Origin of the sequence: Allobosea sp. LC85 (assembly GCF_000735605.1) — a bacterium.
GTDB lineage: Bacteria > Pseudomonadota > Alphaproteobacteria > Rhizobiales > Beijerinckiaceae > Allobosea.
On sequence record NZ_JPKG01000054.1, the window covers coordinates 109196 to 122670 of the forward strand.

General features: G+C 67.6%; 9 protein-coding genes. 7 read left to right on the forward strand and 2 right to left on the reverse strand.

What is annotated here, in order from left to right; all coding sequences use genetic code 11:
- Positions 1 to 192: 192 nt before the first annotated feature.
- Complete coding sequence (locus FG93_RS23975) at positions 193 to 1428, reverse strand: CaiB/BaiF CoA-transferase family protein (RefSeq protein WP_052514120.1); 1236 nt, start codon at positions 1426 to 1428, stop codon at positions 193 to 195.
- A complete protein-coding gene (locus FG93_RS23980) occupies positions 1425 to 3755 on the reverse strand; it encodes a molybdopterin guanine dinucleotide-containing S/N-oxide reductase (protein WP_043239369.1) in 2331 nt (776 codons plus the stop codon). The genes FG93_RS23975 and FG93_RS23980 overlap by 4 nt, the downstream gene beginning before the upstream one ends.
- Positions 3756 to 3891: 136 nt before the next feature.
- Here FG93_RS23980 and FG93_RS23985 point away from each other — a divergent pair, with 136 nt between their 5' ends.
- The 7 genes from FG93_RS23985 to FG93_RS24015 all read left to right on the forward strand — a co-directional run bounded on the left by FG93_RS23985 (position 3892) and on the right by FG93_RS24015 (position 13350).
- Complete coding sequence (locus FG93_RS23985) at positions 3892 to 4857, forward strand: LysR substrate-binding domain-containing protein (RefSeq protein ID WP_052514121.1); 966 nt, start codon at positions 3892 to 3894, stop codon at positions 4855 to 4857.
- Between the two features lie 82 nt (positions 4858 to 4939).
- The gene (gene ggt, locus FG93_RS23990; RefSeq protein WP_244448714.1) at positions 4940 to 6637 is read left to right on the forward strand and encodes a gamma-glutamyltransferase; all 1698 of its coding nucleotides are present in this window, start codon (positions 4940 to 4942) and stop codon (positions 6635 to 6637) included.
- 45 nt (positions 6638 to 6682) lie between these two features.
- Complete coding sequence (locus FG93_RS23995; protein ID WP_043239371.1) at positions 6683 to 8260, forward strand: ABC transporter substrate-binding protein; 1578 nt, start codon at positions 6683 to 6685, stop codon at positions 8258 to 8260.
- Between the two features lie 118 nt (positions 8261 to 8378).
- On the forward strand, positions 8379 to 9320 hold the full coding sequence (locus FG93_RS24000; RefSeq protein WP_043239373.1) for an ABC transporter permease: 942 nt from the start codon (positions 8379 to 8381) through the stop codon (positions 9318 to 9320).
- A 10-nt stretch (positions 9321 to 9330) separates the two neighbouring features.
- Entirely contained in the window at positions 9331 to 10212 is an 882-nt protein-coding gene (locus tag FG93_RS24005) for an ABC transporter permease (protein ID WP_081881794.1), read from the forward strand.
- Positions 10209 to 11834, forward strand: a complete 1626-nt coding sequence (locus tag FG93_RS24010; RefSeq protein WP_043239375.1) for an ABC transporter ATP-binding protein — start codon at positions 10209 to 10211, stop codon at positions 11832 to 11834. The genes FG93_RS24005 and FG93_RS24010 overlap by 4 nt, the downstream gene beginning before the upstream one ends.
- A gap of 211 nt (positions 11835 to 12045) precedes the next feature.
- Entirely contained in the window at positions 12046 to 13350 is a 1305-nt protein-coding gene (locus FG93_RS24015) for an FAD-binding oxidoreductase (protein ID WP_043239378.1), read from the forward strand.
- Positions 13351 to 13475 lie beyond the last annotated feature (125 nt).

Here is a 13475-nt window from a genome sequence, read left to right on the forward strand (position 1 = left end):
CGGTTCGCGTGAAGAAAATGCGATAAAACAAAGAGCTAGAGCATTTTCGAGCGAAGTGGACACCGGTTCGCGTGAAGAAAATGCGATAAAACAAAGAGCTGGAGCATTTCCGCGATTCGGAAGAAACACGGAAATGCTCTACGGCAGGAGCCGGCGCGGCGCTGGCAACGGGGCCAAGACTCGCCGGGCGTCTCAGGTGCCCGGCGCCAGGACCGCTCCATTGGCCCGAAGCGCGGCAACCTCCGCTTCGCCGAGGCCGAGTTCCCGCAGGATATCGAGCGTGTGCTCGCCGAAGCGCGGCGCCGGGCGCGAAGGGGCCGGCTGGCTCACGCTCCAGCGCGACGGCACCTGCATCGAGCGCACCGTGCCTTCGGTCGGATGATCGAGGCTGGTGAAGAAGCCGATCTCGGCCAGATGCGGATCGTGGATCATGCTGTCCAGCGTGTGCATCGGCGCATGAGGGATGTCGGCGGAGCCCAGCAGCGCTTCCCACTCCGCCGTGCTGCGGGTGAGGAAGATCGAAGCGACCTGTTCCGTGATGGCCGCGATATGACGGGTGCGGCTGGCATGGCTGGCGAAGCGCGGATCGGCCAGCCAATCGGCATGGCCGGTGAGCTCCAGGAAGCGGTGCCAGTGCCGGTCGGTGTAGATGACGACGCAGAGATGGCCGTCGGCGGTGCGATAGGGACGCCTGTCGCGCGCCAGCAGCCGCGGATAGCCGCCGCCGTCGAGTGGCGGATCGTAGCTCAGCCCGCCGAGATGGTCGCCGAGCACGAAACTCGCCATGGTCTCGAACATCGGCACGTCGATCCGCTGGCCTTCACCGGTGCGGTCCCTGTGGCGAAGCGCGCCGAGGATCGCCGCCAGCGCGTGCAGGCCGACGACGCGATCGGCGATGTTGACGGGAACATAGCGCGGCGTGCCGTCTCCCGCCTCGGCGATGAGCGCGGGAACGCCGGAAATTCCCTGGATCAGGTCGTCATAGGCTGGCTTGGCGGCGTAGCAGCCGCCCTGACCGTATCCGAAGGTCCCGACATAGATGATCCCGGGTTGGACCTGCGCGATCGCCTCATAGCCAAGGCCGAGGCGTTCCATTGCCTGCGGCCTGACATTGTAGACCAGGACATCGGCCGTTGCGGCCAGCCTGAGGGCGACGTCGCGGCCCGCCGGCGCCTTGAGATTGACCGCGATCGAGCGCTTGCTGCGATTGGCGTGCATGAACATGCCGCCCATCTCGCCGCTGCGGCTCGGGCCGACCTGGCGGATGACATCGCCCCCGGGGCCTTCGAGCTTGATCACATCGGCGCCCATGTCGCCGAGCATGGAGGTCGCGTAGGGGCCCATCAGCACGGAGGTGAGGTCGAGGACGCGGATGCCGGCGAGCGGGCCCGGATTTGCCTGCGCCGGTGGTGGTGCGGTTTCGGTCATGGCGTCTCGGTGGCGCGCGCAGGCGGTTCATGGGCACGAACGGGGCGGGCGGGGCCCGCGAAGCGTTCGCACTGGACGGTCGTCACCTGCCCGCAACTGCCCTGGGCAAGACGGGAGGTGCCGATGTCGCGGGTGACGACATTGGGATTGCCATGCAGGCAGAGGGACTGCTCTGCGCCAGGGTCTTCAGGATCGTACCAGGCGCCGGTCGGAAGATGCACGACGCCCGGCATCACGTCATCGCTGAGGCAGGCCGCCGCAAGGCAGGCGCCGCGGCTATTGAAAAGCCGCACCAGGTCGCCATCGGCGATACCGCGCGGGGCGGCATCCCCCGGATTGATCCTGATGACCTCGCGGCCACGTCGTTTCGAGGACTGGCTGTAGGCGCCGAAATCGAGCTGGCTGTGCAGCCGTGTCGCCGGCTGGTTGGCGATCAGGGTGAGGGGGGCCGCGTCATCCGGCTGTTCGGTCGACGGCAGCCAGGCCGGATGGCCGGGGCAATCCTCGTAGCCGAAGCCGGCAATGGTCTGCGAGACGATCTCGATGCGGCCGCTCGGCGTCGGCAGGGCGTTGCGTTCCGGATCGTCGCGGAAGGCGCGCAGGATCCCGCCATCGTCGGGCGCCGAGGGCAGGGGGATTTCGCCCGCCTGCCAGAACGCCTCGAAGGGCGGCGCCGGCCAGCCCTTCTCCTCCAGGGCCCGCCGTGTCGGCTCGTAGAGATGTTCGAGCCATTGCCGGGCCGTTCGTCCTTCGGTGAAGGCCTGCTCGCAGCCCAGCCGGGCCGCGAGCGCGGCGAAGATCGCGAAATCGTCGCGCGCCTCGCCGATCGGCGGGGCGACCTTGCGCATGGCGATCAGGCGTGGATCGGTCGCCGCCGCGCCGATGTCGTCGCGCTCCAGCGTCATGGTTGCCGGCATCACGATGTCGGCGAACCGCGCCATCGGCGTCCAGCCGGTCTCGTGACAGACGATCGTATCGACCTGCGAGAAGGCCCGGCGCAGCCGGTTGAGATCCTGGTGATGATGGAAGGGGTTGCCCCCGGCCCAGTAGACCAGCCTGATCTTGGGATAACTCAGATGCTGGCCGTTATATTCGAAGGCTTGCCCGGGGTTGAGCAGCATGTCGGAGATGCGGGCGACCGGGATGAAGTCGCTGACGCCGTTCCTGCCCTGCGGCATGGTCGGGATCGGCACGGCATTCACCTGCCGGCCGGTATGTCCCATCGCACCGAGCGCGTAATTGTAGCCGCCACCCGGCAGGCCGATCTGCCCGGTCATGGCCGCGAGCACGGCCGCCATCCACACCGGTTGCTCGCCATATTGGGCGCGCTGCAGGGCGTGGGCGACGGTGATCAGGCTGCGGCCGGAGACAAGTCTGCGGGCGAGTTCCCGCGTCGTTTCCGCTGCGATTCCCGTCAGCCCGGCCGCCCAGGCGGCATCCTTGGCGACGCCGTCCTCGGTGCCGAGAAGATAGGCGGCAAAAGCCTCGAAGCCGACGCAGCAGCGCGTGAGGAAGTCGCGGTCGTGCAGGCCTTCGCTCAGCAGCGTATGCGCGAGGCCGAGCATCAGCGCGACATCGGTGCCGGGGCGGATCGGCAGCCAGCGCGGCCTTGCCTCGCCCGGCATGTCGTCGCGCAGGGGGCTGACGGAGCAGAACACGGTGCCGCGCGCAGCGGCACGGGCCATCGCCTGCGCTTCGATGTGACGGGTGATGCCGCCGCTCGCGATCATCTGGTTCTTCAACGGCATTCCGCCGAAGGCGAGCACGAAATCGGTATGCTCGCCGATCTGGTCCCAGGTGACGTTTCGTCGCGAGAGCACCTCGAACGGGCCGAGCACATGCGGCAGGATGACGGAGGAGGCGCCGGCGCTGTAGCTGTTGATGGAGCGGACATAGCCGCCGCAGGCGGTGTTGAAGAAGCGATGGATCTGGCTCTGGGCATGATGGAAGCGCCCGGCGCTCGCCCAGCCATAGGAGCCGCCATAGATCGCTGCCGGACCGAAGCCGTCGGTGACGCGCCTGATCTCGCCGGCCAGCCTGTCCAGCACCTCGTCCCACGCGACCGGGATCAGGTCGTCGGTGAAGTCGCGCCGGCGTGGGCCGGGGCCGTTCTCCAGCCAGCCGCGCCTGACCATCGGGCGCTGCACCCTTGCCTTGTGGCGTAGCGCATCGGTGAAATTGCCGAGGATCGGCGAGGGCGCCGGATCGTCCGGGTGCGGTGTGACCGCGAGGCGTTCGCCATCCCAGCGCGCCGAGAAGCTGCCCCAATGGGCAGCGTGCGGTGTGCCTGGCAGTGGGGCTGGCAGCGTTGAGGTCGGATCATCCATGGGGGCTCGCGAGGCCTGCGTGCCGCCGGGCCGGTTTGGCCCAGGCAGCGTTGCGCCGGATATTGCTGGCGGCCCAGATATCAGTCCAATATGCAGCTCTCTGGATTTCAAGAACTTTCAATTATGAGAGATAGCCATGGCCCCCGGCCGACGACCGAGCAGCGCGACGCTGGAGCTGCGCCATCTCCGCTACTTCCTGGCCACGGCCGAGGAACTCAATTACGGGCGCGCGGCCGAGCGGCTGCGGATCGCCCAGCCTGGCCTGAGCCAGCAGATCATGAATCTCGAGGAGATCGTCGGCACGCCGCTCTTCGACCGGACGCGGCGTTCGGTACGGCTGACGCTCGCCGGCGAGCTCTTCGCGCAGGAGGCGCGCAAGGCGGTGCTGCAGACCGAGAGCGCGCTGATGGTGGCGCGCCGCGCCGGGCGCGGCGAGCTGGGGCGGATCGCCATCGGCTATGTCGGGTCGGCGGCTTATACGGGTGCGCTGACCACCATGGTCGGCGAATTCCGCGCGGCCTATCCGGAGGTCGAGCTCCAGATCGCCGAAATGGAGATGCAGCAGCAGCTCGACCAGCTCGATCAGGGCAGGCTCGATATCGGCTTCATCCGCCCGCCGGTGCCGCTGCCGATGGGCATCGCCAGCATCCCGATCATGCTCGAGGAGATCATGCTGGCCCTGCCCGAGAGCCATCCGATGGCAGGCCAAGAGGCCGTGCCGCTCTCTGCGCTCAACGGCGACATCTTCATCACCCCGCGCCATCCCCCCGAGGTCAGCTTCCACCGGCACACGACCGCCGCCTGCCAGGCGGTGGGGTTCTTCCCGAGACTCGGTCCGCAGGGCCGCGATTTCGTGACGATCGCGAGCATGGTGGCGGTCGGGCTCGGCGTTGCGCTCGTGCCGCAATCGCTGCGCTGCATCCAGGTCCCTGGCCTGCGCTACAAGGCGATTGCCGGGGAGCCGGTGCTGGCCGAGCTCGCCGTGGCCTACCGTCGCAACGAGCCATCGCCTGTGGCGCGCGCTTTCGCGGCGCATGCGCGCCGCTCGGCCGCCATGGTCGAACAGAAATCCCCCGGTTCGGGTTCAATTGAGAATTTGTAATTATCAAAAATGATGAAGATGCATATTGGACTGATTTGAAGCACTGCGCCGATACTGACTGATCTTCTGGATCAGGTTGGCGATGATGCATTGGCGCGACCGGGCGGGCAGCCCCTTCACATGCGAGAAGACCGCGGTCTCCGCCCATCGCGGCATGGCGGTCACCAATCACCCGCTCGCCTCGGCGGCTGCGGTCGAGATCCTGGCCGCGGGCGGCAATGCCATCGACGCGGGGGTCGCGTCGCTGTTCACGCTCACGGTCGTCGAGCCGATGATGGTCGGCATCTTCGGCGGCGGCGCGGCTCTGATCCGGCTGGCCGATGGGCGTGAGGTCGTGCTCGACGGGCTCTCCACCGCGCCCGCAGCGGCCCGCCCCGACAGCTTCACGCCGATCTCCGATTCCTGGCCGGACTATATGGAGACGAGGGGCCGCGCCAACCGCGTCGGGCCGCAGGCGGTCGCGGTGCCCGGCACGCTGAAGGCCTGGTGCGAGGCGGCCGGGCGCTATGGCCGGCTGCCGCTGCGCGATCTGATCGAGCCGGCGATCCGCCATGCCGCGCGCGGCTTCCGGCTCTCGCCCTATCTGGCGACCTGCATTGCCGAGATCGCGCCGGACCTGGCGCTCGATCCGGTGATCGCGGCGGTGTTCCTGCCGGGCGGCAAGCCGCTGGCGGCGGGCGAGCTGCTGGTGCAGGCCGACTATGCCGCGACGCTGCGGCTGATCGCCGAGCATGGCCCCGACATCGTCTATGGCGGCGAGCTCGGGCGCCGGATCGCGGATCATCTCGCCAGGGCGGGTTCCTACCTGCGGCTCGAGGACCTCGCCGCCTACCGTACCGTCGAGCGGGAACCGGTGCGCGGGGTCTATCGTGGCGTCGAGGTCGTGGGGCCGCCGCCGCCCTGCTCGGGCGGCGTCCAGACGCTGCAGATCCTCAACCTGCTCGAGACCTACGATATCGGGAAGCTCGGTTTCGGCACCTCCGAGACGCTGCATCTCGTGCTGGAGGCGCTCAAGATCGCCGCCGCCGACCGGCGTGCGGTGACGGCCGATCCGGCTTTCGTGGATGTGCCCGTCGCGCGGATGATCTCGCGCGACTATGCGGCGCAACGCCGGCCGGATATCGACCCCGGCCGCGCGCAGGCATTCGAGTCCAGGATCCTCTCGAATGAATCCGCCAACACCACCCATGTCACCATCGCCGATGACGAGGGCAACATCGTCACCTCGACGCAGACGATCAACAGCCTGTTCGGGGCGCGGATCATGATCCCGGGCACGGGGATCATTCCCAACAACTACATGTACCTGTTCGATCCGCATCCCGGGAACGCGCTTTCGCTGCAGCCGGGCAAGCGCATCACCAGCGGCATCACCGCGCTGATCGGCAAGCGCGACGGCCGGCCGATCTTCGCGCTCGGCCTGCCCGGTGCGCACCGGATCCCGGCTTCGGCCATGCAGGCGGTGCTCAACCTCGTCGACCACGGCATGAGCGTGCAGGAGGCCGTCGAGGCGCCGCGCGTCTTCACCTGGGGGCCGGAGGCCGAGATCGAGCGCAGCGTGCCCGACGCGGTGCGCGGGACGCTCGCCAGTCTCGGCCATCGCGTTGCGCCCGTCGATCATGTCGCGGGCGGCATGTGCGCGATCGGCTTCGCCGAGGACGGCAGCATGACCGGCGCGGCCTGCTGGCGCGCCGACGGCGTGCCGATGGGCGTGGGTGGCGGCGCCGCGCGGGCCGGAACCTCGTTCTGGCCCGATCCACGGCGCGGACGCAGCTACTGACCACCGGCGATACGCCAGACCAACGAAAAAGAGGGAACGGGAACGATGCTGATCAACCGACGCGAAGCCCTGGCCCTGTCGGCCGGCGCCCTGCTTGCCACGACGAACCTGGCGCGCGGCCAGGGCCGGAAGACGTTGCGCATGGCGCCCCATGCCGCGCTGCGCGTGCTCGATCCCGTCGTGACCAACGCCTACATCACCCGCAATCACGCCTATATGGTCTACGACACGCTGTTCTCGGTCGATTCACAGTATCGGCCGCAGCCGCAGATGGTGAAGGACTGGTCGGTCAGCGCCGACAAGCTCGCCTACACCTTCACGCTGCGCGAAAAACTCGCCTTCCATGACGGCCAGCCGGTCACGGCGGAAGACTGCATCGCCTCGATCGCGCGCTGGGCCAAGAAGGACGTCGTCGGCCTGCGTCTCGCCGCGGTGACGACGGGCATGCAGGCTGTCGATGCCCGCAGCTTCCGGATCGATCTGAAGGAGCCCTTCGGACCGATGCTGGAGGCTTTCGCCCGACCAAGCTCGATCCCGCTCTTCATTATGCCCAGGAGGATCGCCGAGCTGCCGGCCGACAAGGTGCTGGAGGAGGTCGTCGGCTCCGGCCCGTTCAAGTTCGTCGCCTCGGAGTTCCGGCCGGGCGTGAGCTGGGCTTACGAACGCAACGAGGCCTATGTGCCGCGCGACGAGGCGCCGGACGGGCTCGCTGGCGGCAAGCAGGTCAAGGTCGATCGCGTCGAGGTGATCTGGTTCCCGAGCAAGCAGACCGCGATCAACGCGCTCGCCAAGGGCGAGATCGACCTCTTGGAGAACATGAACGCCGACCAGCGCTCGCAGCTGCAGGCCAACAAGGATGTGGTGATCCGCCGCCGGCCCGGTCCCAACGCCTCGACCGTCCGCTTCAACTGGGCGCAACCGCCCTTCGACAACGTCAAGGTCCGGCAGGCGGTGCAGGCTGTCGTCACGCAGCAGGACTACATGGACGCCTCGATCGGGGATCCGGAATCCTACCAGGTCTGCCCGGCCTTCTTCGGCTGCGGCACCCCGCTCGAAACCGCGGTCGGCTTCGCCGATACCGGAAAGCCCGACATCGCCAAGGCCAAGGCGCTGCTCAAGGAAGCCGGCTACAAGGGCGAGAAGATCGTCATCATCACGCCCGGCGATATCGCTTCCTTCGCGCCGCTCGCACCGCTGACCCAGCAGCTCCTGCGCCAGATCGGCATGGATTCCGAGATCCAGACCATGGAATGGAGCGCCTTCCTGACAAGGCGCTCCAAGCCCGTTCCGGTGACCGAGGGCGGCTGGAACCTCGCCCATGCGGTGTTCGACCGCATCGACCTGATCTCGCCGCTCGGCAACCTCAACTTCGACGCGCGCGGCAAGGCCGCCTATACCGGCTTCGTCGACGATCCGCAGACCGAAGCGCTGAAGGGCCGATACCAGCGCGAGACCGATCCGGCCAGGCAGAAGGCGATCGTCGAGGAGATGCAGAAGCGCGCCTATGAGCTCGTCTTCTACATCCCGCTCGGCACCTATTTCGACTACGAGACCTTCCGCTCCACCGTTTCCGGCTATGTCCCGTCGCCCGTCATGGTCGTCTGGGGCGTCGACAAGCGCTAGTGCATCGGACCGAAAAGTGGAACCGGTTTTCGGAAAATTCCGATGCTCAAACAAGGAGCTGGATCGCCGCTCCTGCGTCCGAACGGACGCAGGAGCGGCGATCTAGGGAGGCCGCCCGATGCTGAGGCTCATCGCCCTGCGCGTCGCCATGGCCGTCCCGGTCATGCTCGTCGTCGCGACCATCGTCTTCCTGCTGCTGCGCCTCAGCCCCGGCGATCCGGCGCTGATCCTGGCGGGCGACAATGCGGGCCCGGAGGCGGTGGCCCGCATCCGGGCGGAGATGGGGCTCGACCGGCCGCTGCTCGTGCAATATTTCGGCTGGCTCGGCGAGATCGCGCGCGGCCGGTTCGGCATCTCCATCCTGTCCAAGGTGCCGGTCCTGGGCCTGATCCGCGACCGGCTGGAACCGACGCTGGTGCTGGCCTTGAGCGCCATCGTCATCACGGTGGTGCTCGCGGTGCCGCTCGGTGCGATCGCGGCCTGGCGGCATAACAGCTGGATCGACCGCGGCGTGATGATGCTCTCGGTCGTCGGCTTCTCCGTGCCGGCCTTCGTCATCGGCTATCTGCTGATCCTGTTCCTGTCCGTGAAGGCCGATCTCTTTCCGGTGCAGGGCTATGTCAGCCCGTTCGACGATCCGCTCGCGGCGCTGCGCCACCTCGCCTTGCCGTCGGTCACGCTGGCGCTCGTCTTCATGGCGCTGATCGCCCGCGTGACGCGCTCCAGCGTGCTCGAGGTCCTGGGCGAGGATTTCGTGCGCACGGCGCGCGCCAAGGGCAATGTCGAACGCCGCGTGCTCTGGCGCCATGCCCTTCCCAACGCGGCGGTTCCCATCATCACCGTGATCGGGCTTGGCATCGCGCTGCTGATCAGCGGCGTGGTCGTGACCGAGAGCGTGTTCAACCTGCCCGGCGTCGGGCGGCTGACGATCGATGCGATCCTCGCGCGTGACTATCCGGTCGTGCAGGGGCTGATGCTGTTCTTCGCGCTGATCTATGTCGGCGTGAACCTCCTCATCGACATCGCCTATGTGATCGTCGATCCGCGCATTCGCTACTGAGGTCATTCCCATGTCGGCGACCGGACAGGCCAGATCGATGCCGCAGCGGGGCGTTCTGCTCGAGGCGCTGCTTTCCAACCGCGTCGTGCTGTGCAGCGGCGTGCTGTTGCTGGCGATCATGCTCTCGGCGGTGTTCGCCGGCCTGCTGACGGGAACGGAGACGTTCCTGATCCGCCCGCGCCTGCGCCTGCGTCCGCCGGGCAGCGCGTTCTGGTTCGGCACCGATGCGCTCGGCCGGGACGTCTTTGCGCTGGTCCTGCATGGCGGCAAGCTGTCGCTGCTCGTCGGCCTGCTCGCCGCCGTCTCGGGCGCGGTCATCGGCACGGCGATCGGTCTCGTCACCGGCTATCTGCGCTGGCTCGACCCCGTCGTGATGCGGATCATGGACGGGATGATGGCGATCCCGGGCATCCTCTTCGCCGTGGCGCTGGTCTCGCTTGTCGGACCGAGCCTGATTGCCATCGTCGCCGCCATCACCTTCGCCGAGATTCCGCGCGTCACGCGGCTGGTGCGCAGCGTCGTTCTGAGCGTGCGCGAGGAATCCTATGTCCGGGCGGCGGAGGGGCTCGGCATTCCGCCCCTGCTCGTCCTGCTGCGCCATATCCTGCCGAGCTGCATCGCGCCGCTGATCGTCCAGACCACCTATATGTTCGCGGCCGCGATCCTGTCGGAGGCGGTGCTCGGCTTCCTCGGCGTTGGCTTTCCGCCCGACATTCCGAGCTGGGGCAACGTGCTCGCCGAAGGCAGGGCCGTTTTCCAGCGCGCGCCCTGGACGATCATCGCGCCCGGGCTCTTCCTCGCCATGACGGTGATGGCGGTGAACCTGCTCGGCGATGGCCTGCGCGACCGGCTCGACCCCCGTCTCTCGCGCGCCGCCAAGGTCTCGTCATGAACACGTCCGAGCCCATCCTCCGCATCGAGAACCTCAGCGTCGCCCTGCCGGCCGGGCTCGACCGCAGCCATGCGGTCCGTGATCTCTCGCTCGACGTCCATCGCCGCCAGATCGTCTGCGTCGTCGGCGAATCCGGCTCGGGCAAGTCCGTGACGGCCTCGGCGGTGATGCGCCTGCTGCCGGACAAGGTGCTGCGGATCACCGGCGGCACGATCCGGCTCGAAGGCGAGGACATCGCCGCGGTCTCGCCGGCCCGGATCTGCGAGCTGCGCGGCAACCGCATGGCGATGATCTTCCAGGAGCCCCTGACGGCGTTGAACCCGGTCATGCGCATCGGCGACCAGATTGCCGAGGTCATGCGGATTCACCGGCCGCAAGTTGCGCCGGATGCCGTCGAGGCGCGCGTCCTCGAACTGATGGGCGATGTCCATCTGCCCGATCCGGCGGCGCTGCGGCGCGTCTATCCGCACCAGATCTCGGGCGGCCAGCGCCAGCGCGTGATGATCGCGATGGCGCTGGCATTGGAGCCTGCGCTGATCATCGCCGACGAGCCGACCACGGCCCTCGACGTCACCACCCAGGCGCAGATCCTGCGGCTGTTCCGGGAGCTGCTGACCAAGCATGACAGCGGCGTGCTGATGATCACGCATGATTTCGGCGTCGTCGCCGATGTCGCCGATCATGTCGTGGTCATGCGCCGTGGCGAGGTGGTCGAGCGTGGCGCGCCGGAGCAGGTGCTGAACCGGCCGGCGCATCCCTATACCCGCGCCCTGATCGAGGCCGTGCCGCGCTTCCGCTACCGTCCGACGCGGCTGGCGACGGCGGAGCCGGTGCTCGCCGTCGAGGATCTGACGCTGACCTATCGCAGCACCAGCCTGCTCGGCCGCAAGCGGGAGACGAGGGCGCTCGACCGGGTTTCGTTCAGGCTCGCGCCCGGCGAAACGCTTGGCATCGTCGGTGAATCCGGATCGGGCAAGACCAGCCTGGCCAAGACGCTGCTGCGCTTCGAGACCCCGGATTCCGGGCGTATCCTGTTCCGGGGCGACGATGTCGCGGCGCTGTCGGGCCGCGTGCTGCGCGACTTCCGTCGCCATATCCAGATGGTTTTCCAGGACCCGTACAAATCGCTCAACCCGCGACGCCGCATCGGGCAGTCGCTGATCGAAGGGCCTGTCCAGCACGGGCTGTCACGCGTCGATGCCGTCGCGCGCGCCCGCGAGCTGATGGAGCTGGTCGGGCTCAGCCCCGATGCGCTCGAGCGCTTTCCGCATGAGTTCTCAGGCGGGCAGCGGCAGCGGGTCTGCATTGCTCGCGCGCTCGCCATGCAGCCCTCGATCATCGTCGCCGACGAGGCCGTCTCGGCACTCGACGTCTCGGTGCAGGCGCAGGTGCTGGCCCTGTTCGAGGCGCTGCAGCGCCGCATCGGTTTCGCGATGATCTTCGTCACGCATGACCTGCGCGTCGCCTCGAATATCTGTGACCGGATCGCGGTGATGAAGCGCGGGCGGATCGTCGAGCTCGGCCCGGCGCAGGCGGTGTTCGAGCAGCCGCAGGACGACTACACGCGCGAGCTCATCGCGGCGGTGCCCGGGGGCGTCTTCGAAGTCGCGCCGGCGGCTTAGAGCATCGGACCGAAAAGTGGAGTCCGGTTTTCGGGAAAATCCGATGCTCAAACAAAGAGTTAGATCGCCACTCCTGCGTCCAAACGGACGCACGGCGATCTAGCGCCATGTTGCGACACAACCCCATGAGAGCTGCGCATGAACATCTCGGACCAGGCGCCTCCGGGCCGCCGCATGGTTGGAATGCCCTGCGGCCGCGGCGAGGTCTGACATGAAGAGCCTAGGCGTCGCTCCCGCCTATCGGTCACGCTCCGGCTGGAATGCATTGCTGCCGCCGCGCATTGCCGGGGAACAGGTCCCGACAGCGCGGCGGTTTCGCACCGTGATCATTGGCGCGGGCTACACGGGCTTGGCCGCCGCGCGCCGGCTGGTCGAGCTCGTTCCGGATGAAGAGGTGCTGCTGCTCGATGCCTCGACGATCGGGGAGGGGGCGTCGGGCCGGAACTCGGGCTTTCTGTTGATCAATCCTGGCGAGCCGAGTGCCAATGCCGCCGGTTTCACGGAAGACTGGGCCATTCGGCAGATGGCCCTGGTTCAGGCAGGGCTCGATTGGTTGCGCCTGTTGGTCAGGACGCATTCCATTGCTTGCGACTGGGAGGAAGGCGTTCCGGCGATCACGGCTGCAGCGACAGCCGCCGGCGAAAAATCCGTGCGGGCGACGCGAAGCCGCTATGAGGCCTGGAATGTCGAAACGCAGGAATTCGGTTCCGAGGAACTCCGGCGCACGCTCGGGACCGGTTATTATCGCTACGGGATTCAATCCCTGACGCGGGCGCTCGTCCAGCCCGCAGCACTCCACCGCGGCCTTGCCGATAACCTGCCCGCCGGGGTCACGCTTCTCGAGAACACCACCGTGAGCGCGTTGAGCGACGGTGCTCCGTTTCGACTGCAGACCAATCGCGGCGAGTTCGTCGCCGACCGTGTGTTCATTACGAATAATCTGCACGCTCGCTCGCTGGGCATCGTTCGCGACCGGATGATCGGCATCTACACCTATGGCGCATTCACACCCGAGCTCGACGAAGCGCAGCTGAATGACCTGGGAGAGGCGCCCGGATGGGGCGCTCTCCCGGCGCATCGCATGGGAACGACGATGCGCAAGACCATGGGGCGCCTTCTCATCAGGAGCGGCGATTCCTATGAGCGAGAGCTCGATCCCGACACAGTACGCGCCATGCTGACCCGGCTCTATCGGAACCGGTTCCCGAGAATGCGGACGCATGAATTCGAGCATGTCTGGGGTGGGCTGACTGCGATCACCCAGAACGGCGCCTTCGCCTTCGGGCAGATCAGGCCGGGGCTGTTCGCATCGGTGGGCTGCGGCGGCGCAGGCGTCGTGAGAGGCACGATCCATGGCAAATTGCTGGCTGAGCTGGCCTGCGGTTCGCAATCCATGCTCCTCAGCGATCGCCTGAATCAGGCCGGCCCCAACTGGCTTCCCCCCGAGCCGTTCAGGCGTTTTGGCGCAACGGCCCAGATCGCCTGGGAACAATGGCTTGCCGGGGCGGAACGGTGATCCCGCCCGCCGGCCGCTCATGCCGTGATGGGCGGCCGGCAGGCAGGGCTTCCGTCAGGCGCTCAGGACGGTCTCGGGTGGACCGGGCGGGAGTTCGAGCCATGGGACATCAAGACGGTCGCGAC

Bases quoted from the DNA above. Each gene is read 5' to 3' on its own strand.
- FG93_RS23975 (WP_052514120.1), bottom strand. From the start codon at position 1,428: ATGACCGAAACCGCACCACCACCGGCGCAGGCAAATCCGGGCCCGCTC.
- FG93_RS23980 (WP_043239369.1), bottom strand. From the start codon at position 3,755: ATGGATGATCCGACCTCAACGCTGCCAGCCCCACTGCCAGGCACACCG.
- FG93_RS23985 (WP_052514121.1), top strand. From the start codon at position 3,892: ATGGCCCCCGGCCGACGACCGAGCAGCGCGACGCTGGAGCTGCGCCAT.
- ggt (WP_244448714.1), top strand. From the start codon at position 4,940: ATGATGCATTGGCGCGACCGGGCGGGCAGCCCCTTCACATGCGAGAAG.
- FG93_RS23995 (WP_043239371.1), top strand. From the start codon at position 6,683: ATGCTGATCAACCGACGCGAAGCCCTGGCCCTGTCGGCCGGCGCCCTG.
- FG93_RS24000 (WP_043239373.1), top strand. From the start codon at position 8,379: ATGCTGAGGCTCATCGCCCTGCGCGTCGCCATGGCCGTCCCGGTCATG.
- FG93_RS24005 (WP_081881794.1), top strand. From the start codon at position 9,331: ATGTCGGCGACCGGACAGGCCAGATCGATGCCGCAGCGGGGCGTTCTG.
- FG93_RS24010 (WP_043239375.1), top strand. From the start codon at position 10,209: ATGAACACGTCCGAGCCCATCCTCCGCATCGAGAACCTCAGCGTCGCC.
- FG93_RS24015 (WP_043239378.1), top strand. From the start codon at position 12,046: ATGAAGAGCCTAGGCGTCGCTCCCGCCTATCGGTCACGCTCCGGCTGG.